The sequence below is a fragment of the Ensifer sp. 38_S197 genome, assembly GCF_056924495.1.
The window spans coordinates 189,255-213,068 of record NZ_JBXOVZ010000002.1; the positions used below are offsets into that span (position 1 = coordinate 189,255).

Below are 23,814 nucleotides of genomic sequence, written 5' to 3' on the forward strand. Positions count from 1 at the left end.
GGCCTCCGGACCTCAGACCGGCTAACCGAGGTCGATGACGACGATTTCCGGCGGAACGCCGAAACGAACCGGCGCAAGCGAGCAGCCGAGGCCTCCGGAAACGATCAGGTTGCAATCGTTCTCGACCATATGGCCATAGGCGTAGCGATCGCCGAAACGCGAGGGCACCACCGGCGCGTAGCCGAGAAGCCGCACCTGGCCGCCATGGGTATGGCCCGACAATGTCAACGCGACGCGTGAGGGAACGCTCGGGAAGATGTCCGGCTCATGCGCCAGCAGAATGACCGGATCGCCATCGCTCACCTGCGCCAGCGTGCCCTCGAGATCGTCGAGACCTTTCATGCGCTGCCGCTGCCACTTCTTGCCCGGCACCAGGGCGAGCTGGTCTTCGAGACCGGCGATCCAGAAGCCCTGCCCTTCTTTCTCCAGCCGGACAGCCCGGTTGCTGTAGACGTTGATGCCGACATCCTGTAGCGCCTTGTGTCCGAAGGTCGGACCGCTGCCGTTTCTCTGCGCGGTCTTGTCCTCCCACCAGTCGTGATTGCCCATGACGGCATGGACGCCGAGCGGCGCCGTAAGCGTCGCAAGCGACTTCGCCCATTCGCTGGAATCGACATAGCGGGTAACGAAATTCATGCCGGCCGCGTAATCACCGAGAAGCACGGTTATGTCGCCGCCGAGATTGTTGGCCTGGCGGCAGATCGAGGCGATACGGCTTGTCGGCATCCAGGGTTCGCAGGCATGGATATCGGCGAGCGCGACGACGCGCAGCTTCAGCCCGGGTGTCCAGCCGGGCGGCGTCAGCGAGTAGCGAGTTACATTCAGCCGGGCCAATGGCTCGACGGCGAAAGCGTAACCGCTAAGCGCCGCCATGCTGGCAATCCCGCCGCCGATCATTTTCAACAATCCGCGGCGGGTAATCATCTATTCGTCCTCGAGTGTCAGGCGGAACTGTGTCGCCTCGACCTCTTTCGGTGGGTTGAGGCCGATATGTTTCCAGGCATTTGCGGTCAAGATACGGCCGCGGGGCGTCCGCTGTATGAAACCTTGCTGGATCAGGTAGGGCTCGATGATGTCTTCGATCGCGTCGCGCGGTTCGGAGAGACCGGCGGCGATGGTTTCTATGCCGACAGGTCCGCCAGCGAAATTCTGCGCGATCATGAAGAGATAGCGGCGGTCGAGCTGGTCGAGCCCCATATTGTCGACGAGCAGCCGCGTCAGCGCTTCGTCGGCGATCTCCTTCGTCACGGCCTCGGCGCGCGCCACTTCGGCGAAATCGCGCACCCGGCGCAGCAGCCGTCCGGCAATGCGCGGCGTGCCGCGCGCGCGGCGGGCGATCTCGCGCGCGCCATCGTCGGTCATGCCGAGCCCCATCAGCCGGGCGCCGCGCCGGACGATCGATTCCAGTTCTTCGACCGTGTAGAAATTGAGCCGCACCGGGATGCCGAAACGGTCACGCAGCGGCGTCGTCAGCAGGCCGAGACGTGTGGTCGCCGCCACCAGCGTGAACTTCGACAGATCGATCTTCACCGAACGCGCGGCCGGACCTTCGCCGATGATGAGGTCGAGCTGGAAATCTTCCATCGCCGGATAGAGGATTTCTTCGACCGCCGGATTGAGCCGGTGGATTTCGTCGATGAAGAGCACGTCACGCTCTTCGAGATTGGTCAGCAGTGCGGCGAGATCGCCGGCCTTGGCTATGACCGGACCGGAGGTCGAGCGGAAATTGACGCCGAGCTCCTTGGCCATGATCTGCGCAAGCGTCGTCTTGCCGAGGCCGGGCGGGCCGACGAACAGTACGTGGTCCAGCGCCTCGCCGCGGTTCTTGGCCGCTTCGATGAAGATCTTCAGGTTGGCGCGCGCTTCCGCCTGGCCGGTAAATTCGTCCAGTGACTGCGGACGCATGGTCGCGTCGAGATCCTCACCGCGCTTTTCCGGCGTTATCAGACGTGCCGCATCAGTCATGCATTCGTTCCAATTGGTCGGTCTTCATGGCGCAGGTACCCACCTGCGTCCGGCCCCTTCCGTTCTGCCTTCTGCGCCCCGCCAAGGCAAGCGCTCATCGCGCCAGTTCCTTGAGGCCGAGGCGAATGAGCTTGGCACTGTCTCCCCCCTCGCCGCCATTCTTCAGCGCGGCGGCAACCGCATTGGCCGCCTGGTCGCGCGAATAGCCGAGATTGGTCAGCGCCGAAACCGCGTCCGACACCGGCGCGGAGGCGACGCCTTCGCCAAGCTCCTGCTTGAGGCCGATCGCCGATGCCATCTCGCCGGCAAAGGACGGTGCCTTGTTCTTGAGCTCGGTGACGATGCGCACCGCCACCTTGGGACCGACGCCTGGCGCGCGGGAGACCGAGGTCTTGTCCTGCAGTGCGATGGCATTGGCGAGTTCGCCCGGCGTCAGGGTCGAGAGCACCGCAAGCGCAACTTTGGAACCAACGCCCTGCACGCTTTGCAGCAGGCGAAACCATTCCCGCTCGAGCGCCGTCAGGAAGCCGAAGAGCTTCAACTGGTCCTCGCGCACATAGGTCTCGATGAAGAGCATCGCCGCCTCGCCAGCTGAACCGAGCTTGGACAAGGTGCGCGCCGAACAATAGGCGACATAGCCGACGCCATGCACGTCGAGCACGACGTGATCCTCGCCGATCTCGTCGATGGTGCCCTTCAATTTGCCGATCATGTGGCGTCTCTCGCGGTGGGGGATGGTCGCTCAGACCATCGGAAAAATATCTTCTCTACGGCGCCGCGCGGCTTATCAGACGCGCTAAGGTCGCTGTAACACTTCAGATCTGCTGCAACTACGCCATCAATGCGGCGAGCCGGCTGGTCACCGATTGCCGGTTATGGGCATGACAGATGGCGATCGCCAATGCGTCCGCCGCATCGTTGCCCTTGAACTCGACCTTCGGCATCAGAACCTTCAGCATCATATGGATCTGCTGCTTCTCGCCATGGCCGACGCCGATCACTGCTTTCTTGACCGCGTTCGGCGCATATTCGGCGACCCTTAAACCCGCGCGCGCCGGCACCAGCATGGCAATGCCGCGCGCCTGGCCGAGCTTCAGCGTTGCGGTCGCATCCTTGTTGACGAAGGTCTGCTCGACCGCCGCCTCGTGCGGCTGGTAGCTGTGCACCACTTCGGCAAGACCGTCATGCAACTGGCAAAGCCGTGAGGCGAGATCCATCTCGCCATCGGAGGTGACCGTACCGGAGGCAACGAAACGCAGCGAATTGCCGAGCGTCTCGATGATCCCCCAGCCGGTACGGCGGAGGCCCGGATCGATGCCGATGATGCGAATCGTATTCTGCATGAAATTCACCCTATGACTCCAGCCCGGACGCTGCCAGCAAAAAGTGAACAAAACAAAAACATACACACAGGTGAGAAGAGGCTTCAGGATTTCTTCGCCATCGCCCTTGGATTGAGGAAACTTGAGCTTACATAGCCTTCCATCAATTTCTCTCAACGAAGGCCCGTGCCATGGCGACTTTCTCCGTCCTCGATCTCTCCCCGATCACCGAAGGCGGCAGCGTCGCCCAATCGCTCGAAAACTCCCGTCGCCTGGCGCGGGCTGCCGAGGAAGCCGGCTACAAGCGCTTCTGGCTGGCGGAACATCACGGCATGAAGGGCATCGCCAGCGCCGCGACGTCCATCGTGATCTCGCACGTGGCCGCAGCCACAAAGACGATCCGCGTCGGTTCCGGCGGAATCATGCTGCCGAACCATTCGCCGCTGGTGATCGCCGAACAGTTCGGCACGCTCGCCGCGCTCTATCCGGGCCGCATCGACCTCGGCCTCGGCCGCGCGCCGGGGACCGACATGCGCACGGCCCAGGCACTTCGGCGCAACATGGAGGCAAGCGGCAACAATTTCCCGAACGATGTCGTGGAACTGCAGGCCCTGCTCGGCCCCGTCGCCGAGGATCAGAAGATCATCGCCGTTCCGGGCGCCGACACCAACGTGCCGATCTGGCTGTTGGGCTCGAGCCATTTCAGCGCCCACCTTGCCGGCATGCTCGGCCTTCCCTTCGCCTTCGCCTCGCATTTCGCGCCGGACATGCTGCTCTCGGCGCTGGAGATCTATCGCGAACGCTTCACACCATCCGCGACGCTGGACAGGCCGCATGTCATGGTCGGTGTCATGGGTGTCGCCGCCGATACGGACGAGGAGGCGAATTATCTCTTCACCTCGATGCAGCAATCCTTCGTGGCACTACGGCGCAATGCGCGCGGGCGGTTCCCGCCGCCGGTTCAATCGATGGACGGGCTCTGGAGCTATGACGAAAAGATCTTCGTGGACCATTCGATGATGTATGCGGTCGTCGGCGGACCGGAGACGATCCGCCGGAAGATCGCAACCTTCCTCGACCAGACGAAGGCTGACGAACTGATCATCTCCATGCCGATCTTCGACATGGAGGCGCGCCTGCATTCGCTTCGCCTCTTCGCCGACGCCCAGCGCGATCTCGCGAGAGCAGCGTGAGAAGGCGCGATCAGACTACGCCGAAAGCCGGCGCGATCTCCTCCATCCGGGTGAAAAACCGATCCGGTCCGAGCTTTTGCAGGAAGACCGGATCGGCATAGCCCCAGGCCACGGCCCCCGCAGCGATCCCCGCCTTGCGGGCCGCTTCGATGTCGCGCGCTTCGTCGCCGATCGCCAGGAACCGGGTCGGGTCCAGTCCGGAATATCGGACCGCCTTTTTGAAATGCTGGTCCTTGCCGAAAAGAGCAGCACCACACTCGAAGATGTCCACGGACGCAGCCGCTTCTCCGAGCGCGGCGCGAATCCCGTCTTCCGCATTCGAGCTGACGATGGCAATGCCGATACCGGCGGCCTTCAACCGGCTGAGCAATTCGGCGACGCCCGGAAACAGCCGCACCGATGCGGCCTCGTCCGCCATGGCCCGGCGCATGAAGACGGCGATCCGCGGCAACTTCCACAGGGGCACGCCGAGATGGGCGATGATCTCGCGATTGCCCATCGTCCTCAGCGACTGGAACTCCTCGACGGAAAGCTCACGGAAGCCGTAGCGCCGTGCGGCACTGTTGCAGGCAAGCACGAAGCTCGCCGCGGTGTCGGCGAGCGTGCCGTCGAAATCGAAGATCGCAAATTCATAGGTCATCGGCACCATGCAATGAAAAACCCGTGCCCCTTCGGACACGGGTGAACAATCCGGAACCTGCCGAGCGTCCAATCAGGCCGACAGCTTCGCCAGGATCTCGTCCGACACTTCGAAGTTCGAATAGACGTTCTGGACATCATCATCGTCTTCGAGGGTGTCGATGAGCTTCATCAGCGACTGTGCCTTTTCTTCGTCGACCGGCACGGTGTTCTGCGCCTTCCAGATCGCCTTGACGGTCTCGGCTTCGCCGAGCGTGTCTTCGAGCGCCTTGGAGACTTCGCCGATCGCCTCGAAACCGCAGATGATCGTGTGGCCGTCCTCGTCGGTGGTGACGTCGTCGGCACCCGCCTCGATCGCCGCTTCCATGACCTTGTCGGCGTCACCGGCGGAGAGCTTGTAGGTAATTTCGCCGACGCGGTCGAAGGAGAAGGAAACCGATCCGGTTTCGCCAAGCGCACCGCCGGCCTTGGTGAAGGTCGAGCGCACGCTGGAAGCGGTACGGTTGCGGTTATCGGTCAGCGCCTCGACGATGACGGCAACGCCGCCCGGGCCGTAGCCCTCGTAGCGGACTTCTTCGTAGTTTTCCGCGTCGCCGCCGGAAGCCTTCTTGATGGCCCGTTCGATGTTGTCCTTCGGCATCGACTGTGCCTTGGCGTTCTGGATCGCCAGGCGCAGGCGCGGATTCATCGCCGGGTCCGGCATGCCGGTCTTGGCGGCAACCGTGATTTCGCGCGCGAGCTTGGAAAACATTTTCGAGCGCACCGCATCCTGACGGCCCTTGCGGTGCATGATGTTCTTGAACTGTGAATGGCCAGCCATGGCACCCTCTGCATGCATGATAATGTAGGAATGGGGCGCCTTATAGTTTTATTGCCGCTTTCCGTCCAGCCGGGGCGCGGCTTTTCAGTCGGCCGATACCTGCGCGCGGCTCAAGAGGAAGCTGTGTCCGTCATCGCGACGACAGGAAAGGCCGGTGCGTTGGGAGGCGCAGGAGAACGGTCCGCGTGCCCAGTTTTGCCCATAGTCGAGCACCGGGCCGGACGAAGAGCAGCTCGGATCATCGACGGCGTGATTGAGTGTGGCCGCACCCGAGCGGCCGAGTGTGGCGCGAACGTAGCGCGGCACGACGATATCGCAGGCAAGCTCGGGGCCGCCGTCGGCAGGCTGATAGACGGGCGTGCCGCCGGCCGGCGTATAGACGCAGCCGATATTGCCCGACGGCATCACGAATATCTCCTGTACGCCCGCGGGCTCGACGGTCGGCTCCGGCTGGCTCTGCTGCTGTTGTCCTTCGGGAGAGGGCATGCGTGGCGGCGGCGCGCCACCCGCTTGGGCTAGTGTCGACAGTGACAGGAAAAGCGATACGCCAACCACAAGCAACTTCATCGGGCGATCCTGAACGTTCAGACGCCCTGGAGAATATAAATCAGCGGTTTGCTTGGCAAGGAACGCAATGAGACTTTGACGCTGGCACTGTCGGCGAAGCGCTTGTCGTAGTCGTCGCCGAACATGTCGAGGAAGGCGTCGATGGGCGGGCCGCGACGGTGCATCGGCAGGATCAGAGACGACCGCAGTCGATTGACGACACGGCTCATGCTTTCGGCCCCCATGGTCAGACCGCCGTCGACCGGCGCCATGAGCACATCGAGCCGGCCGATCTGGCGGTAGTGGCTGTCGTCAAGCTCGTGATGAAGATGACCGAGATGGCCGATGCAAAGGTCCGCGACCTCGAAAATGAAGATCGAATTACCGTCACGCTCCATTGCCCCGCCGACTGCTCGGATGTCGGTCGTGACGTTGCGTATATAGGTGTCGCCCACCACGAGGTCGTGCCGGGCGGGTCCGCCGTCATCGCCCCAGCCATGCAGCACGGTCCTGATCGCCGGCTCGGGTGTCAGCGTGTAGTGGCTCGAATGTGCCTTGTTCATCGTCGCGACCGTCGGCGGCGTCGGGGGCGCAAACCGGCCATTGTAGTCGGTGGCGATCGAGATGCCGCCGGGCGTCTCGATCAGGAAGGTGGAATGACCGAGATAAGTGATGGTCACCTCACCGGCAGTCGCCTGTCCCTTGGCGGCGGCCGCGGGCGTGAAGCTGGCGAAGGTCGCCTGCGGTATGGCCTCGGCAATCGCCTGGCACTGACTGGCGTGTCGGGGCTGTTGCTGCGCATGCGCGACGGACGGCCAGAATGCATGGATCAGCCATATGGCGGCGAACGTGTAGACAAGGTACCGGAGCATCAGCCTTCACCTCTCTCACTTTGCTTGCTTGACCCCGGGCCTGAAGGGCGTGGGAGTTGCAGCCGTTGAACAGCGAATGCCTTTGCCTTCGCTCGGCCTGATGATGGCGTCACGGGCAGGGAGAGAATTGTTCAAGGGCCTAGCCGCGTCCAGTTACAAACGGCAGGCCCTGCTCACGTTTACGTCACCGCCCTCGACAGAGAACGAGGATTCTAAACGCTCAACGGCAAAGCCCCGGCATCGTTGCCGGGGCATCACAGTGTCGTATCCCCCTATTCGGCGGGGTGGGGAGCCGGTTCGGTCACCACCGCCGGATTGCGCCGCCGGAACGACCGCAGCGCGACGTAGAAGACCGGTGTCAGGAACAGGCCGAGGAAGGTCACGCCGAGCATGCCCGAGAACACCGCGGTACCGAGCGACTGGCGCATTTCCGCGCCGGGGCCAGTGGCGATCATGAGCGGCACCACGCCGAGGATGAAGGCGAAGGCCGTCATCAGGATCGGTCGGAGACGCAATTGGCTTGCCTCCACCGCCGCCTGGACCGGCGTCTTGCCCTCGTCCTCGCCCTGTCGCGCGAACTCGACGATCAGGATCGCGTTCTTGGCCGCAAGGCCGATCAGCACGATGAGCCCGATCTGGGTCAGCACGTTGTTGTCGAGCCCGCGGACGAACACGCCCACCAGCGCCGCGAGCACGCCGAGCGGCACGATCAGGATGATCGCGAGCGGCAATACCCAGCTTTCATATTGGGCCGAAAGCGCCAGGAACACGAAGACGACTGACAGCGCGAAGATGAACACCGCGGTATTGCCGGTCTGGCGTTCCTGGAAGGCGAGTTCCGTCCACTCGAAGGTCGTGCCCTGCGGCAGGATCTGGGCGGCAAGCGCCTCCATCTTGTCGAGGGCCGTACCCGTCGAAACGCCGACCGCGGGGTTACCCTGGATCGGCACCGACACATACATGTTGTAGCGCTGCACCAGCGTTGGACCGGCGGTATCGCGGATCTCGACCAACGTACCCATCGGCACGAGCGCACCGGTCGCGGAGCGAACCTTCAGCGCGAGGATATTGTCACGCTCGACGCGGTACTGCTGATCGGCCTGCGCCCGCACCTGGTAGACACGGCCGAAGGCGTTGAAGTCGTTGACGTAGGAGGTGCCGAGGTTGATCGACAGCGCCTCGAAGATATTGGGGATCGGCACGTTGAGCGTGCGCGCCTTGTCGCGGTCGATCGCCAGGAAATATTGCGGGCTCGAGGCCGAGAAGGTGGTGAAGACGCCCGTCAGCCCCTCCGTCTGGTTGGCGGCACCCATCATCTGATAGGCGAGCCCCAGCGCCCGGCGCATGTCCGAACCCTGCCGGTCCATGATCTGCATCTTGAAGCCGCCGGAGTTGCCGATGCCACGCACCGACGGCGGCGGCACGGCGATGATGAAGGCCTCCTGGATGCTTTGCAGGCTGCCATAGAGCTGGCCGATGATCTGGTTGGCACTCTGGCCGTGCTTCAGCCGCTCTTCGAAACTATCGAAGGGGGCGAAGACCACGCCCGAGTTGGACGCGTTGGTGAAGGTCGCACCGTTGAAGCCGGCAAAGGCGACTGCGCTCTTCACCCCAGGAATGTCCTGAATGATCTTCGATGCCCGCTTGACCACGGCGTCGGTGCGGTCGAGCGAGGCCCCGTCCGGGAGCTGAATGACGACGATCGCGTAACCCTGGTCCATGGTCGGCACGAAGCCGCTCGGCACGATCTGCGCCATGTACCAGGTGGCCCCGAGCAGGCCCACAAAGACGAGGAGCGCCGCGGCTACCGCCGTCTTCGTCGACACCAGCTTGCGCACGATCCAGGCATAGCCTTCGGCCATGCGGTCGAAGCCGTTGTTGAAGCCATTGGCCATCGATCGGCCGAAACGCGTCAGCGGGTTGCCGCTCTCGTGGTGGCCGTTCTCATGCGGCTTCAACAGGATCGCCGCCAGCGCCGGCGACAGCGTCAGCGAATTGAAGGCAGAGATTACCGTCGCCACCGAGATCGTCACGGCGAACTGCAGATAGAACTGGCCAGCGATGCCCGGGATGAAGGCCGTCGGAACGAAGACGGCGGTCAAAACCAGCGAGATTGCGATGACCGCCGCACCCACCTCGTCCATGGTCACGTGCGACGCCTCGCGCGGGGTCATGCCGCGCGCGAGATTTCGCTCGACGTTCTCGACCACGACGATCGCATCGTCGACGACGATACCGATCGCCAGCACCAGGCCGAACAGCGTCAGCATGTTCAGCGAGAAGCCGAAGGCGAAGAGGAACGCGAAGGTGCCGACCAGCGATACGGGGATCGCAACGATCGGGATGATCGCCGTGCGCCAGGACTGCAGGAAAACGAGAACCACGATGGCGACGAGCAAGGCCGCCTCGCCGATCGTCTTGTAGACCTCGTTGATCGATTCCGAGATGAACTCGGTGGGGTTGTAGACGATCCGGTACTCGAGCCCCTCTGGAAAATCCCGCGAGACGTCGGTCATCACCTTCTGGATCTGCTCGGCGGCATCGAGCGCATTGGTGCCCGGCCGCGAGAAGATGCCGAGCGCCACCGCCGGGCTGCCGTCCAGATAGCTGTTGTTGACATATTCGCGTGCGCCGAGCTCGATGCGGGCAACGTCCTGCAATTGCACGAGACGGCCGGTTTCCGTCGCCTTGACGATGACGTAGCGGAACTGCCGCGCATCGCTGAAGCGGCCGTCTGTGGTGACGGTGTACTGGAATGCGCTGTCGCCCGGCGCCGGCGGACCACCGATCGAGCCGCCGGAGACTTGCACGTTCTGTTCGCGCAGCGCCTGTACGACGTCACCCGCGGTCATGCCATAGGCGGAGAGCTTTTCCGGGTCGAGCCAGACACGCAGCGCATATTCGCGCTCACCGAAGAGAATGACGTCGCCGACACCGTCGAGCCGGACAAGCAGGTCGCGGATGCGCGTGCGCGCATAGTTCGAGACGTAGAGCTGGTCGTAGCGTTCGGTCGGCGAGAGCAGGTGCACGACCATCATCAGGTCGGGCGAGCTCTTCGCCGTCGTGATGCCGATGCGCCGGACCTCTTCCGGCAGGCGCGGTTCGGCGATGGACACGCGGTTCTGCACCAGCACCTGCGCCTGGTCCAGGTCGGTGCCGAGCTTGAAGGTGATCGTCAGCGCCATCGAGCCGTCGGCGGTCGAATAGGAGGACATGTAGAGCATGTTCTCGACGCCGTTGATCTCCTGCTCGAGCGGCGTCGCCACGGTATTGGCGACCGTGTCCGCGTCCGCGCCGGGATAGGCGGCCCGAACGACGATGGTCGGCGGGGCGATCTCCGGATACTGCGCCACCGGAAGCTGGAAATAGGCGATGCTGCCGACGATCAGGAGAACGATCGACAGCACCGATGCGAAGATCGGTCGGTCGACGAAGAAGTGAGCGAACCTCATTGCTCCGTCCCCGTCGCTTGCGCCTCAGAGGGAAGCTGAACCATTTCCGGCTTCACCTTGGTACCGGGGCGCGCCCGCATCAGGCCGTTGACGACGATGGTCTCCTCACCGGTCATGCCGCTGCGAATGACGCGATAGCCGTGCAGCTTCGGCCCGAGCCGCACGGGCTTGGTCACCACCGATCCGTCTGCCGTCACCTCGTAGACGATCCGCTCGTTCTGGTCGGCGCCGATCGCCTCATCCGGAATGAGCACGGCCTTGTAGCTGTTCGAGCCTTCGATCTGCACGCGGCCGAAGAGACCGGGCTGCAGCACCAGCTTCGGGTTTTCAAGACGGGCGCGCACGCGCATCGTACCACTCTGCGGGTCGACACGGTTTTCGGCAAAGTCGAGCTTGCCTTTGAACGGCGCCTCATTGGAGTCGGCAATGGTGACCAGCACCTCGAGCGCACCGCCCCCTTCCTGCAGCGCGCTGCCGCGCTCGCGTGCGACCCGTGCGTAGGAGAGCAGTCGCCGCTCGTCGACGTCGAAATAGAAGTCGATCGGATCGAGCGAGACGATCGTCGTCAACACGGTCTGGTCGGCCTGGACAAGATTACCCGGCGACAGCAGACGCCGATCGACGCGACCGCTGAGCGGCGCGGTGATCGTGGTGTAGTCGAGATCGAGCTTGGCACGCTCGACCGCCGCTTCCGAGCCGCGTACCAGCGCCTGCGCCGAAAGCAGTTCCCGACGGTGATCGTCGAGCGTCGAGATCGACAGCGTGCCCGTGCCCGTCAGCGATTGCGTCCGCTTGAACTGCGCCTCGGCGAATTCCAGCGTCGAGCGTGCCGATTCGAGCGTCGACTCGGCCTGGGAGAGGGCCGTGCGATAGGGGCGCTGGTCGATGACGAAGAGCTTGTCACCCTTCTTCACCAGGGCGCCATCGGTGAAGTTGACCTCATCGAGATAGCCGCCGATGCGGGCGCGAACCTGCACCTCGTCGACCGGCTCGAACCGGCCGATGAATTCGTCGCTGTCGATCACGTCACGCACGACCGGCTTGGCGACGGTCACGACGGGCAATTGCGCGTCCTGCGCCTGGGCACCAACAGCGGAAAGAAGGGAAAGAGAAGCGCCGACGATCATCGGCAAATGCCACTGAGACAACATGCATGCCCTCCGAATGCACTTTGGATCACGACGAGCAGCCCGACCGACCACCGCGATCGATTTGAATACTTCAGAGCGGGACATGGGCCGAAAACCGCCGCATTACTCTCCCGCTCCGCACAAATCCTCGGATCGGCAGCGATCCAAGAGGCAAAATCATACAAGCAATTAAATGATACAGCGGTCTCCGCTCTCGGCCGGCGAACGCTGTTGGATCGAGATCGCCGGGCAGAGAGCGCCTGCTCCCGATTGTCCGGTGACGGCAGCAGAGGTCCGCAGTCCAGGACTGCGGACGGTATTCGTTACTGGAAAACACTCGAATACATCACGCCCCGGCCCGGCGTGATTTCGCGATAACCTGCCATCATTTGATGGGGTTGTCACCTTGAAAAAAATCAATTCCCGGAAGGCGATAAGTGGCAGAGCGCGCCTCAACCAGAAGCGCGTTCGACAAGCCGGAATTGCTGCCGGCTTCGACCTAGGACCAGAAATCCGGGATCGTCTCGGCCAGCCGCGGGCCGAGGCGCAGCGGCGCGATCTTTTCGGCAAGCCCGGTGCGGTCGGAGATCTCGACGCCGAGGCCGCAGATGGTCGCGGGGCCGGAAGCGGCCTCAAAGCGCCCCTTCGGCATTTTCGAGATGAAGCGGTTGAGCGGCTCTTCCTTGTCCATACCGAGCGACGAATCGTAGTCGCCGCACATGCCGGCATCGCTCATATAGGCCGTACCGCCATTCAGGATCTGGTGATCTGCGGTCGGCACGTGCGTATGCGTGCCGACCACGAGACTGGCGCGGCCATCGACGAAGTGGCCGAAACATTGCTTCTCGCTGGTCGCCTCCGCATGGAAGTCGAAGACGATTGCATCCGCCTGCTCCCCAAGCGGGCAGGCATCGAGGATGGCCTCGGCCGACTTGAAGGGATCGTCGAGCTCCGGATGCATGAAGACGCGGCCCATGATATTGGCCACCAGCACGCGGGCGCCGTTGCGGGCGAAGAACAGGTTGGAGCCGCGACCCGGCGTGCCGGCCGGATAATTGGCCGGGCGCAGGAACTGGTCGTGCCGCTCGCAGAAGACGACCGCTTCCTTCTGGTCCCAGACGTGATTTCCCGTCGTCACCACGTCGGCGCCGGCATTGATCGTCTCGAGAAAAATGTCTTCGGTGATGCCGAAACCGCCGGCGGCGTTCTCGCCGTTGACGATGACGAAATCGAGCTTGAGGTCACCGATCAGTCCCGGAAGCCGCTCCCAGACCGCCGTGCGGCCCGTCTTGCCCACCATATCTCCCAGAAACAGAAGCCTCATGCTCGCTCAAATCCCACCAGGGCAGCCCCGGGGCAAGCGCTTCAGCGATTGTGGCGTCCGGAACTGCGTAAAACAAAGAGATAGAGCGTCTACACGATCCCGACCGCGCAGGAAACGCCTTAGATGAAATGCAGGAAAACCGGGAAGCGGCCTATCGCTCCGGCCTTTGTGATTTCAACGCGTTAGGTCATTTCACGATCTCGGCGAAATGAACTCAAAAATGCCGAAATCCACTCTCCGTGAGCACGGCGTCCAACGCGACATCGTGCGGTTCGGCCGGAATGGACGCCACTTCCTGGCAGTCGAAGGCGATGCCGATCAGCTTCGGCAGGTGACCCTTGTTGCGCAACCGGTCGATGGCGCGGTCGTAATAGCCGGCGCCATAGCCGATACGATGGCCGGTCGTATCGAACGCGGAAAGTGGTACGAGCATGATATCCGGATCGACTTCCGGTGCCTCTGGACCGGGCCCCGTGGTACCGAAGCCCGTGGCGATGACATCGGCACCGTCGAGCAATTCGCGGAAAATGATCGTCTGCTTGTCCACGATCGCGGGCAGACAGAGCCGGGCGCCGCGTTGTTTCAGCCGCGCCATCAGCGGCCGGATGTCGACCTCGGAGCGGATCGGCCAGAAGCCGGCGACGATGTGGCCGGGATCGATCGCGATGACGTCGCCGGCGTGATCGGCCATGGTCAGGCTCGCTTCGATCCGCATCTCCGGCGACATTGCATCGCGCAATGCCAGCTTCTCCTTGCGCAGTGCTGCCTTCAAATCCCTCGGTGACATCAAATCCTCGCCTGCAAATCCGCCGCCCGCCATCGTCGCCGGAGAAAATCACCTGCCGAAATGGCACAAGTCCATCATCTGTCGCCGATTCCCGGGCCGGCTACCAGCCTGTTTACGCGATCGCGCCTATCGCTCACCCACCGGCATCGCCGCATTTGCAGCAGTTTGCGACAATCATGTCACCCCTTTCCCGGTTCGGCACAGCATTAGCTTTCCATTCATCATGGGCAAGGGTTCCGCTTTCACGAAACATGGCGCGCGTGCAAATAAGGTCACGATTTCAAATAATTAGCAGGATCTAATGCCCGTGTTCGATGTATGGACGCGCTCCTGCAGGCAGCAGTGGAAAAGCCGACGTCCATGAAGGACCAGATGAGCGAACTCGACCCGTTGGAATTGCGTTGCCTGACGCTCGCCGCACGCGGCCGCACGCGCCAGGACATGATGCGCGAGACCGACATTCCGCTCGATCGGATCGACCGGGCACTAACCGATGCCATGCACAAGTTGCAGGCGAGCAATCTCGCCGAAGCGGTGTTTCGCGCCGCCAGGCTCGATCTCATCTCGTAATCCCCGAGCGGCGCGCAAAATCGCTCAGAGCAGCCAGTGCGACCGGTAGACGGCATCCCTCGCCAGCGGTTGCATATGCGCCATGTCGGCCGCCTCCTGACAAATCCCCGCATCGCGCAGCAGCGCCGGCCTACCCGACGGAACGGCCACGGACGCCGCGGGAAACAGAAGTTCACAAGACCATTGCACCGCTCGGCGGCGGAATGCGATGGAGGTTTCGGAAAAGGCAAAGACGGCAAGCACGCTCATCGGGAAGACCCTGCGCAAGGTGATCGGATCAGCGATCTTCGCCCTCGCATTGACATCTGACAAACGAATTGCAAGCATGGCTGCCATCAGAACTTCTGATGGATACAGTCATGTCCCTTGCGCTCGACAGCGATTTGCTCCGGACCTTTCTTGCGGTCGTCGACGCCGGCAATGTCACACGCGCCGCCGATATCGTCGGGCGCACGCAGTCCGCCGTCAGCATGCAGATCAAGAAGCTCGAGGACATGCTCGGCGACGCGCTGTTCGAGCGCCATTCGCGTGGCGTCGTGCTGACGCCGCAGGGAATGCGATTGCTCGACAATGCGAGACGCATCGTCACACTGCTCGACGACACCGCCGCTGCCATGCGCCAGCCCGCTCTCGACGGCGCGGTCCGGATCGGCATACCCGAGGAATATATCAACTCCACCCTGCCGAAAGCGCTCGGAACCTTCGCCGCCATCCATCCCGGCGTCGAGGTGACCGTTCAGCAAGGCGCTTCGATGACCAACATTGCAGCACTGGAAGCCGGCGAGCTCGATCTCGCTGTCGTCTTCGAGCCCGGCGGGCGCACGAAGAACGAAGTCCTGATGATGGACCCGACCGTCTGGGTAACCTCCGAGCAGCACCGCACCGACGAGCGGCGACCGCTGCCGATCGCCACCTATACCTATCTGGAAGGCGGTTGGTGCGACGACCTCGCGCAGCGCAACCTCAGGAAATGCCGCCTGGAAAGCCGCGTGGCCTATGTCAGCCGCACCAGTGGCGGCATGATGGCAGCGGTGGTATCGGGGCTTGCCATTGCCCCGCTCGCCCGCAGCAGCATTCCGGCCGGGTGCCGCGAACTGACGGCCGATGACGGCTATGAGGTGATCGACCACTCGAACGTCGTATTGCGGATATCGAAAGCGGGAAACGGCAAGGACCGCATCGTCGAGGCCATGGCTGACGCCATTCGCCGGGCCTTTGCCGGAGATTGAACGGTCGCCCAAAGGGAAGAAAGTGCGATCCACACAACCGATGGATAGTTTACGATCCCGGGTGCCTACAAAGTAGGTGGGCGCCATGTGTCCAGGCCCACGAGCCCGGACAGGGACAGCTCCCTTGAGATCGAGTATGGCCCCGGGGATTGTGGTTCCTGTCGGGAAGCGCAGACCGCGGTCGATATATAAAGTGTCTCGCGGCTTCGCGCCAGAGGCTTGCCACCGAAAACCTTTAGCTTGCCGGTGTCGTGGCGCGGCCGTTCAGCTTGGCGGCAATGCTGTGAATCTGAGCGGTGACTTCGCTGAGCGCCGAGGCCAGCGCCTCCTCGCTCTTCATCTGGTCGGAAAGTGCGGCATCGCGACCATGCGTCAGACTGCCGACCTCGGCCTCGAGACTCTTCAGCCGGCGATTGACCTCGCTGAGTTCGTCCATGACCATTATGCCCGCCATGACGGTGAGGCGCAGATCGCCGATCTCGCCGAACTGGCTCTTGAGGTGCCCGACATACTGATCGAAGCTGGTGGCAAGCTCGATCAGATGATCTTCCTGCCCTTCCTCGCAGGCCATCCTGTAGGCCTTGCCGTCGATCGATACTGTCACCTGCGCCATGTCGCTTATTCCTAGCGGTCGAGCACCGCCCGAATGGTTTCCATCGCCGTCACGAGGCGACGGGAAACCTCGCGGTTGACCTCCTCGAGCCGATTTGCCCGGAACTGCGACTGATCGAGCTCCTGCGCAAGCCGCGAGCGGTCGGTGTTGACGCGCCGCACCTCGCTCTCGAACTCGCCGAAATCCCGTTCCCTGTCAAACCGACCGTCGATCGCATTCTCCAGGGATTGCACTGCGTTCCGCAGTTCATCGATCGCCGCTTTGACAGTCTTTGCCGGCATGTGTTCCGAATACCTCGCCCGTGAGGCCGAATCGCCCGAATCCCGTCCGCCGCTTCGGCTCGATCTTTTTTAAACCTATTACGTAAGTCTCAACAATGCCAAGCTCCGCAAACAACTACGGAAGCTGTGGATGGATTACGTAGCCGGCTTTCTTCAACGGCAGTGCGAAAGCTCTGTTGCATTGCGAGACAAGGAGCCGAACGACCTGTCTTCAAATGGCCGCGGAAGGCCCGTATTTATTGACTCGCACGGCGCACCTGCTATGTGTCAGCCGCTTCTTGCGCGGTCTTTGGAGGATAGAGACCGTTCCCTGACCACCGAACGCAAACGGAACAGTCATGATCTCTCGCGAAAAACACGACCGGATGGCAAATGCGATCCGTTTCCTTTCCATGGATGCCGTCGAGAAGGCAAATTCCGGCCACCCCGGTCTGCCCATGGGCGCAGCCGACATAGCGACAGTCCTCTTTACGCGCTATCTGAGCTTTGACCCCAAGAACCCCTCCTGGCCGAACCGCGACCGCTTCGTGCTGTCGGCCGGCCATGGCTCGATGCTGCTCTATTCGCTGCTCTATTTGACGGGCTACGAAGACATCACCATCGACGAGATCAAGAATTTCCGCCAGCTCGGCGCCCGCACCGCCGGCCACCCGGAATATGGCCACGCCGCCGGCATCGAGACGACCACCGGTCCGCTCGGCCAGGGCATTGCAAATGCCGTCGGCATGGCGATCGCCGAGCGCAAGCTGCGCGACGAATTCGGCTCCGACCTGATGGAGCACTATACCTATGTGCTCGCCGGTGACGGCTGCCTCATGGAAGGCATCAGCCAGGAAGCGATTTCGCTCGCCGGCCACCTGAAGCTCAACAAGCTGATCGTCTTCTGGGATGACAACAACATCTCGATCGACGGTCCGATCTCGATCGCCGACTCGACCGACCAGCACGCCCGCTTCCGCGCCTGCAACTGGAACACCATCTCCGTCGACGGCCATGACCCGGATGCGATCGCCGCCGCGATCGAGCAGGCCCAGAAGTCGGACAAGCCGACGATGATCGCGGCTAAGACGACGATCGGCTTTGGCGCACCGAACAAGGCCGGCACCCACAAGGTCCACGGCTCGCCGCTCGGCGCCGAAGAAATCGCCGCCACCCGCAAGGCGCTCGGCTGGGAAGCCGAAGCCTTCGTCGTTCCCTCCGACGTGCTTGACGCCTGGCGTCTGGCCGGCCTGCGTTCGACCAAGGCGCGCAAGGAATGGGAAGAGCGCCTCGAAAGGAGCGAGGCCGAGAAGAAGGCCCAGTTCATTCGCCGCTTCTCCGGCGAGCTCGAAGGCCGTCTCGCCTCCGCCATCGACGACTACAAGAAGAAGCTCGCGGAAACCAAGCCGTCACCGGCAACCCGCAAGGCTTCCGAAGACGCGCTGGAAGTCATCAACGGCGTTCTCGCCGAAACCATCGGCGGCTCGGCCGACCTGACCGGCTCGAACAATACCAAGACGAGCCAGACCAAGTCGATCACGCCTGATGATTTCTCCGGCCGCTACATCCATTACGGCGTGCGCGAGCACGGGATGGCCGCTGCCATGAACGGCATGGCGCTGCACGGCGGCGTCATCCCCTATTCCGGCGGCTTCCTGATCTTCTCGGACTATTGCCGCCCGTCGATCCGCCTCGCCGCGCTGATGGGCATCCGCGTCATCCACGTGCTGACGCATGACTCGATCGGCCTTGGCGAAGACGGCCCGACCCACCAGCCCGTCGAGCATATGGCAGCACTTCGCGCCATCCCGAACCTCCTGATGTTCCGCCCGGCCGACGCCACGGAAACGGCGGAATGCTGGCAGCTCGCGCTCGAAAGCCACAACCGTCCGTCCGGTATCGCGCTCACCCGCCAGAACCTGATGGCTGTGCGCACCGAGTATGAGGAAGAAAACCTCTGCGCCCGCGGCGCCTACGACCTGATCTCGGCGGCCGATGCCAAGGTCACGATCTTCGCCACCGGCTCGGAAGTCGAGATCGCCGTCAAGGCCTGCCAGGCGCTGACCGCCAAGGGCATTTCCACCCGCGTCGTCTCCGTTCCCTGCTTCGAGCTCTTCGCCGAGCAGAGCGAAGACTATCAGCAGGCGATCATCGGCAACTCGCCGGTCAAGATCGCCGTCGAGGCCGGCATCCGACAGGGTTGGGATCACTTCATCGGCAGCGACGGCGCCTTCATCGGCATGTCGTCCTTCGGCGCCTCCGGTCCCTACAAGGACCTTTACAAGCACTTCGGCATCACGCCCGAGGCGGTGGTCGCCGCTGCGGAAGCGAAACTCGCCTGATCAAGTTGCGGGGCGCGCTCAAGGGCGCGCCCCGCTTTTTTCGTACCACGTCATCCAGACAGGGAGAGACCCGACATGACAGTAAAAGTCGCCATCAACGGTTTTGGCCGCATCGGTCGCAACGTGCTCCGCGCGATCGTCGAATCCGGCCGCACCGACATCGAAGTCGTTGCGATCAACGATCTCGGCCCCGTTGAAACCAACGCTCACCTGCTGCGCTATGACTCGATCCACGGCCGCTTCCCGGCCGAGGTCAAGGTCGAGGGCGACACGATCACCGTCGGCGGCGGCAAGCCGATCAAGGTCACGGCGATCAAGGATCCGGCAACGCTTCCGCACAAGGAACTCGGCGTCGACATCGCGATGGAGTGCACCGGCATCTTCACCGCGCGCGACAAGGCTGCAGCACATCTCACCGCGGGCGCCAAGCGCGTCATCGTTTCGGCTCCGGCCGATGGCGCTGACCTGACGGTCGTCTACGGCGTCAACCACGACCAGTTGACCAAGGATCACCTGGTCATCTCCAACGCTTCGTGCACGACGAACTGCCTGGTTCCGGTCGTCAAGGTTCTGAACGACGCCGTCGGCATCGACCACGGCTTCATGACCACGATCCACTCCTACACCAACGACCAGCCGTCGCTCGACCAGATGCACAAGGATCTCTACCGCGCCCGTGCTGCGGCTCTGTCGATGATCCCGACCTCGACCGGCGCCGCCAAGGCCGTCGGCCTGGTTCTGCCGGAACTGAAGGGCAAGCTCGACGGCACGTCGATCCGCGTCCCGACCCCGAACGTCTCGGTCGTCGACTTCAAGTTCGTCGCCAAGCGCAACACCTCGGTCGAGGAAATCACCAACGCCATCAAGGCTGCCGCGAACGGCGCGCTGAAGGGTGTCCTCGGCTACACGGAAGAGCCGCTCGTTTCGCGCGACTTCAACCATGACAGCCACTCCTCGATCTTCGCGATCGACCAGACCAAGGTGATCGAAGGCAACTTCGTGCGTATCCTCACCTGGTACGACAACGAGTGGGGCTTCTCGAACCGCATGGCCGACACGGCCGTCGCCTTCGCCAAGCTCATCTAACGCAGATGTTTCGCGCCCTTTCTTCAAAGACGGTCCGCTGGCGTCCGCTTGAAGGGGAAGGGCTCGAACACCTGACGCTGACATCAACCGATACTGCTGACGGCGCGGTCATCCGCGCCGTTGGCGTTCTCATCGGCAACCGCGGCGGCACGCCCTACGGCGTGCGCTACCGGATCGATTGCGACGAGACATGGCTGGTTCGGAAATTCATGGTCGACACGACCGATGGCCGTAGCCTGCATCTGCGCTCGGACGTTCCGGGCCAATGGATGACGGCGCGAGGCGCAGCCCTGCGCGAGTTCGACGGCTGCATCGATATCGACCTCGCCGGAACACCCTTCACCAACACGCTTCCGATCCGCCGCCTCGGGCTCGACCGCCGTTCCGATACCGCCAGGCTGAAGATGCTCTACGTGCCGTTCGACACGTTCGAGCCCGTCGTCGACGGCCAGCACTACACCTGCCTCGATGATTTCAGGCTCTATCGCTACGAGGCCGAGGACCGCAGCTTTGCCGCGGACCTGCCCGTGGACGAGGATGGCCTCGTCATCGACTATCCCACCCTTTTCCAGAGACTATCACCGGAGACTATCTCATGACTTTCAAGACCCTCGACGATCTGACCGACATCGCCGGCAAGCGCGTGCTGGTGCGCGTCGATCTCAACGTGCCGGTCAAGGACGGCGTGGTAACGGACGCAACCCGCATCGAACGCGTGGCGCCGACCATCCGCGAACTGTCCGAGAAGGGCGCCAAGGTCATCCTGCTCGCCCACTTCGGCCGCCCGAAGGGTGAACCCGTCGCCGACATGTCGCTGAACACGATCGCGCCGGCGGTTGAAGACGTGCTCGACCAGCGCGTTCATTTCGCGGCCGACTGCATCGGCGACAAGGCGAAGAACGCGATTGCCGAAATGAGCGACGGCGACGTGCTGCTGCTCGAAAACACCCGCTTCCACAAGGGCGAGGAAAAGAACGAGCCGGCCTTCGTCGAGGCGCTTGCCGCCAACGGCGACATCTACGTCAACGACGCCTTCTCCGCCGCGCACCGCGCCCATGCCTCGACCGAGGGCCTCGCCCATCACCTGCCGGCCTATGCCGGCCGCACGATGCAGGCCGAACTCGAAGCGCTCGAAAAGGGCCTCGGCCAGCCGAAGCGGCCGGTCGTCGCAATCGTCGGCGGCGCCAAGGTCTCGACCAAGATCGACCTCCTGCAGAACCTCGTGACCAAGGTCGACGCGCTCGTCATCGGCGGCGGCATGGCCAACACCTTCGTTGCCGCCAAGGGCGTCAATGTCGGCAAGTCGCTGTGCGAGCATGACCTCGCCGACACCGCCAGGGCGATCATTGCCGCCGCCGACAAGGCCGGCTGCGCCATCGTTCTGCCGGAAGACGGCGTCGTGGCCCGCGAGTTCAAGGCTGGCGCCGACAACGAAGTGGTCGACATCAACGCGATCCCGGCCGACGCCATGGTTCTCGACGTCGGTCCGAAGTCGATCGCCGCCGTCAACGACTGGATCTCCAAGGCCGAAACGCTCGTCTGGAACGGCCCGCTCGGCGCCTTCGAAATCGCCCCCTTCGACAAGGCGACGGTTGCGGTTGCCAAGCATGCGGCTGCCCGCACCCGCCAGGGATCGCTGGTCTCGGTTGCCGGCGGCGGCGACACCGTCGCGGCGCTGAACCATGCCGAAGTCGCCGATGATTTCAGCTATGTCTCGACCGCCGGCGGCGCATTCCTGGAATGGATGGAAGGCAAGCCGCTCCCGGGCGTCGACATCCTCAAGCAGAAGTAAGCCATGCAACCGGCGCGTGGGGCTATTCTCGCGCGCCGGCAATCAAGAAAAAACCTTATCTATTCAATCGATTAAAATATTTTAAATCGTTTTAGTCGATTTTCTTGCCATTTTCCTGGACAATTTCACCTGTTACTCGCGCCCTTGTTTGGAGCGTGGCGGTTGCCCCCATGCACCGTCGGTCCGAAACTGTTTCAGTGCTCGCCCCGATCCTGGTGATCGGCGCTGTCCAGGGAGAACAACATGAGCGAAAGACTGGAAGACATCGCTGCCGCCATGGTCGCCAACGGCCGCGGGCTGCTCGCCGCCGACGAATCCACGGCAACGATCAAGAAGCGCTTCGATACGATCGGTCTCGAATCCACCGAGACCTCCAGGCGGGACTATCGCGAGATGCTGCTGCGCGCCAGCGAGGCGATGCGCAAGTACATTTCCGGCGTCATCCTCTATGAGGAAACCCTGTTCCAGCATGCGGTCGACGGCACGCCGCTCGTCGACATCATCCGCGCCGCCGGTTCTATTCCCGGCATCAAGGTCGATGCCGGCGCCAAGCCGATGACCAACTTCCCGGCAGAGACGATCACCGAGGGTCTCGATGGCCTCGCCCAACGGCTGACGAGATATTACGAGGCGGGTGCGCGCTTCGCTAAGTGGCGCGGCGTGATCTCCATCTCCGATACATTGCCGAGCGCAGGTGCCGTTCGCGCCAACGCCCATGCTCTCGCTCGCTACGCCGCCCTTTGCCAGGACGCTGGCATCGTGCCGATCGTAGAGCCGGAGGTGCTGATGGACGGTGCGCCGGGCGACCACTCGATCGACCGCGCAGAGCATGTGACGGAGTGGACGCTGCGCACCACCTTCGAAGAACTGGCCGCGATGCGCGTCAAGCTCGAGGGCATGATCCTGAAGCCCAGCATGGTGATCGACGGCAAGAAGGCGCGCAAGGCTTCGGTGGCCGAAGTGGCCGAACGCACGATCAAGGTGCTGAGGCGGACCGTGCCTTCGGCCGTTCCGGGCATTGCCTTCCTCTCCGGCGGCCAATCGACCGAAGAGGCAACAGCCCATCTCTCGGCGATGAACGCCACCCGCGGCCTGCCGTGGAAACTCACCTTCTCCTATGGCCGCGCGCTGCAGCAGGAGGCGCTCGACGCTTGGCACGGCAAGGCCGACAACATTGGTGCAGGCCAGCGCGCCTTCTCGCACCGCGCCGAGATGTGCAGCCTCGCAGCCAAGGGCGCCTGGAAGAAGGATCTCGAAGAAGGCCGCATAAGGCATGGTGGAGAGATGAGAACCCGAGGGGCCGCTAGTCGGCCCCTTTTCTTTTTGTGACTTTCTGCGGCTCGCAGGCCGTCTCCCGACGGTACAATGCGAACCCTAGCCACGGATAACCCAAGCGCCCAGCACAAGCAGGAGAAGCGGCGGCCCCAGCAACATTCCGCCGAAGAGCAAAGCCGCTTCTTGCACCTCCCGGCCGGATCGACGTCGCCGCCCAATCTCGTCGGGCACGACAACGCTCGGGACCCCGGCTGCGGCCGCCCTTTCCCTTATGGCGGCTGCCTCTCTCTCGGCCTTCCAACCGTCGGTGATCAGGACCCAGCCTCGGACGAAGACGGAGCCACCATCTGTCCCGTCTCTCTGCCGGCCTTCAAAATCCACATAGACGACCAGCGTCAGCACCCAAAGTGCAGACGCAATCAGCCACGCTCGAAAGAGGCCGCGTCGGATATTCATCTGTGTGCCCAGCCTATGCGCCAAGGATAGCACAGCAGTCGGCTTGTGCCGCTTGGGGCTTGGACGAAAAGCGGCCAGTGAGCTTAGTAACTTGAATATAAACGATTATTTCGGTCTGTGAGCTCCAAGAATATTGTCACC

Annotated in this window: 23 protein-coding genes, 1 other RNA gene and 1 pseudogene; 9 read left to right on the plus strand and 16 right to left on the minus strand. The window is 63.0% G+C overall.

Features of this window, described 5'->3' with window-relative positions:
• Positions 1 to 21: 21 nt before the first annotated feature.
• From AC1Z3V_RS14265 to ruvC, 4 genes are all read right to left on the minus strand, one after another.
• The gene (locus AC1Z3V_RS14265; RefSeq protein ID WP_483499897.1) at positions 22 to 924 is read right to left on the minus strand and encodes a metallophosphoesterase; all 903 of its coding nucleotides are present in this window, start codon (positions 922 to 924) and stop codon (positions 22 to 24) included.
• Complete coding sequence (gene ruvB, locus AC1Z3V_RS14270) at positions 925 to 1,965, minus strand: Holliday junction branch migration DNA helicase RuvB (protein ID WP_173520443.1); 1,041 nt, start codon at positions 1,963 to 1,965, stop codon at positions 925 to 927.
• Between the two features lie 94 nt (positions 1,966 to 2,059).
• Positions 2,060 to 2,677 (minus strand): Holliday junction branch migration protein RuvA, encoded by a 618-nt coding sequence (gene ruvA / locus AC1Z3V_RS14275; protein WP_483499899.1) that lies wholly within the window; start codon positions 2,675 to 2,677, stop codon positions 2,060 to 2,062.
• Positions 2,678 to 2,795: 118 nt separating this feature from the next.
• Positions 2,796 to 3,308, minus strand: coding sequence for a crossover junction endodeoxyribonuclease RuvC (gene ruvC, locus AC1Z3V_RS14280; RefSeq protein WP_065778622.1), 513 nt, complete (start codon positions 3,306 to 3,308; stop codon positions 2,796 to 2,798).
• 170 nt (positions 3,309 to 3,478) lie between these two features.
• Between ruvC and AC1Z3V_RS14285 the strand changes: the two genes are divergently transcribed.
• Positions 3,479 to 4,480, plus strand: a complete 1,002-nt coding sequence (locus AC1Z3V_RS14285; protein WP_483499901.1) for an LLM class flavin-dependent oxidoreductase — start codon at positions 3,479 to 3,481, stop codon at positions 4,478 to 4,480.
• 10 nt (positions 4,481 to 4,490) lie between these two features.
• Here the strand turns inward: AC1Z3V_RS14285 and AC1Z3V_RS14290 are convergent, their stop codons facing one another.
• From AC1Z3V_RS14290 to AC1Z3V_RS14325, 8 genes are all read right to left on the minus strand, one after another.
• Positions 4,491 to 5,120 carry an HAD hydrolase-like protein gene (locus AC1Z3V_RS14290; protein ID WP_483499903.1) on the minus strand — a complete coding sequence of 210 codons (630 nt, stop codon included), beginning with the start codon at positions 5,118 to 5,120 and terminating at the stop codon, positions 4,491 to 4,493.
• Positions 5,121 to 5,192: 72 nt separating this feature from the next.
• Complete coding sequence (locus AC1Z3V_RS14295; RefSeq protein ID WP_429813400.1) at positions 5,193 to 5,939, minus strand: YebC/PmpR family DNA-binding transcriptional regulator; 747 nt, start codon at positions 5,937 to 5,939, stop codon at positions 5,193 to 5,195.
• A gap of 84 nt (positions 5,940 to 6,023) precedes the next feature.
• Positions 6,024 to 6,506, minus strand: coding sequence for a hypothetical protein (locus AC1Z3V_RS14300; protein ID WP_483499905.1), 483 nt, complete (start codon positions 6,504 to 6,506; stop codon positions 6,024 to 6,026).
• Positions 6,507 to 6,523: 17 nt separating this feature from the next.
• Entirely contained in the window at positions 6,524 to 7,360 is an 837-nt protein-coding gene (locus AC1Z3V_RS14305; protein ID WP_483504084.1) for an MBL fold metallo-hydrolase, read from the minus strand.
• Positions 7,361 to 7,629: 269 nt separating this feature from the next.
• Positions 7,630 to 10,809, minus strand: a complete 3,180-nt coding sequence (locus AC1Z3V_RS14310; protein WP_483499907.1) for an efflux RND transporter permease subunit — start codon at positions 10,807 to 10,809, stop codon at positions 7,630 to 7,632.
• Complete coding sequence (locus AC1Z3V_RS14315; protein WP_483499909.1) at positions 10,806 to 11,960, minus strand: efflux RND transporter periplasmic adaptor subunit; 1,155 nt, start codon at positions 11,958 to 11,960, stop codon at positions 10,806 to 10,808. The genes AC1Z3V_RS14310 and AC1Z3V_RS14315 overlap by 4 nt, the downstream gene beginning before the upstream one ends.
• Positions 11,961 to 12,438: 478 nt before the next feature.
• Complete coding sequence (locus tag AC1Z3V_RS14320) at positions 12,439 to 13,263, minus strand: TIGR00282 family metallophosphoesterase (RefSeq protein ID WP_429813389.1); 825 nt, start codon at positions 13,261 to 13,263, stop codon at positions 12,439 to 12,441.
• A 214-nt stretch (positions 13,264 to 13,477) separates the two neighbouring features.
• Complete coding sequence (locus tag AC1Z3V_RS14325) at positions 13,478 to 14,050, minus strand: 5-formyltetrahydrofolate cyclo-ligase (protein ID WP_429813386.1); 573 nt, start codon at positions 14,048 to 14,050, stop codon at positions 13,478 to 13,480.
• Between AC1Z3V_RS14325 and AC1Z3V_RS14330 the strand changes: the two genes are divergently transcribed.
• Together AC1Z3V_RS14330 and AC1Z3V_RS14335 are read left to right on the plus strand one after the other, a co-directional pair.
• Complete coding sequence (locus AC1Z3V_RS14330) at positions 13,953 to 14,342, plus strand: hypothetical protein (protein ID WP_483504195.1); 390 nt, start codon at positions 13,953 to 13,955, stop codon at positions 14,340 to 14,342. The genes AC1Z3V_RS14325 and AC1Z3V_RS14330 overlap by 98 nt on opposite strands.
• A 68-nt stretch (positions 14,343 to 14,410) precedes the next feature.
• Positions 14,411 to 14,620, plus strand: a complete 210-nt coding sequence (locus AC1Z3V_RS14335; protein WP_483499910.1) for a helix-turn-helix domain-containing protein — start codon at positions 14,411 to 14,413, stop codon at positions 14,618 to 14,620.
• 24 nt (positions 14,621 to 14,644) lie between these two features.
• On the opposite strand, the gene AC1Z3V_RS14340 is transcribed toward AC1Z3V_RS14335, so the two are convergent.
• Complete coding sequence (locus tag AC1Z3V_RS14340; protein WP_483499911.1) at positions 14,645 to 14,869, minus strand: hypothetical protein; 225 nt, start codon at positions 14,867 to 14,869, stop codon at positions 14,645 to 14,647.
• A 110-nt stretch (positions 14,870 to 14,979) separates the two neighbouring features.
• On the opposite strand from AC1Z3V_RS14340, the gene AC1Z3V_RS14345 reads away from it, so the two are divergent.
• Positions 14,980 to 15,849, plus strand: a complete 870-nt coding sequence (locus AC1Z3V_RS14345; protein WP_483499913.1) for a LysR family transcriptional regulator — start codon at positions 14,980 to 14,982, stop codon at positions 15,847 to 15,849.
• A gap of 22 nt (positions 15,850 to 15,871) precedes the next feature.
• On the opposite strand, the gene ssrS is transcribed toward AC1Z3V_RS14345, so the two are convergent.
• From ssrS to AC1Z3V_RS14360, 3 genes are all read right to left on the minus strand, one after another.
• Positions 15,872 to 16,029: non-coding RNA, 6S RNA (gene ssrS / locus AC1Z3V_RS14350), on the minus strand.
• A gap of 55 nt (positions 16,030 to 16,084) precedes the next feature.
• Complete coding sequence (locus tag AC1Z3V_RS14355) at positions 16,085 to 16,462, minus strand: cell division protein ZapA (protein ID WP_483499914.1); 378 nt, start codon at positions 16,460 to 16,462, stop codon at positions 16,085 to 16,087.
• An 11-nt stretch (positions 16,463 to 16,473) separates the two neighbouring features.
• A complete protein-coding gene (locus tag AC1Z3V_RS14360; protein ID WP_065375262.1) occupies positions 16,474 to 16,743 on the minus strand; it encodes a DUF4164 domain-containing protein in 270 nt (89 codons plus the stop codon).
• Between the two features lie 338 nt (positions 16,744 to 17,081).
• On the opposite strand from AC1Z3V_RS14360, the gene tkt reads away from it, so the two are divergent.
• From tkt to AC1Z3V_RS14385, 5 genes and pseudogenes are all read left to right on the plus strand, one after another.
• A complete protein-coding gene (gene tkt / locus AC1Z3V_RS14365; protein WP_483499916.1) occupies positions 17,082 to 19,064 on the plus strand; it encodes a transketolase in 1,983 nt (660 codons plus the stop codon).
• A gap of 75 nt (positions 19,065 to 19,139) precedes the next feature.
• The gene (gap, locus tag AC1Z3V_RS14370; protein WP_173520428.1) at positions 19,140 to 20,150 is read left to right on the plus strand and encodes a type I glyceraldehyde-3-phosphate dehydrogenase; all 1,011 of its coding nucleotides are present in this window, start codon (positions 19,140 to 19,142) and stop codon (positions 20,148 to 20,150) included.
• 5 nt (positions 20,151 to 20,155) lie between these two features.
• On the plus strand, positions 20,156 to 20,749 hold the full coding sequence (locus tag AC1Z3V_RS14375; protein WP_483499918.1) for a putative glycolipid-binding domain-containing protein: 594 nt from the start codon (positions 20,156 to 20,158) through the stop codon (positions 20,747 to 20,749).
• Complete coding sequence (locus tag AC1Z3V_RS14380; protein WP_483499920.1) at positions 20,746 to 21,942, plus strand: phosphoglycerate kinase; 1,197 nt, start codon at positions 20,746 to 20,748, stop codon at positions 21,940 to 21,942. The genes AC1Z3V_RS14375 and AC1Z3V_RS14380 overlap by 4 nt, the downstream gene beginning before the upstream one ends.
• Positions 21,943 to 22,185: 243 nt before the next feature.
• Positions 22,186 to 23,202, plus strand: a pseudogene (locus AC1Z3V_RS14385) (class I fructose-bisphosphate aldolase); the annotation flags it as partial.
• Between the last annotated feature and the right edge of the window lie 612 nt (positions 23,203 to 23,814).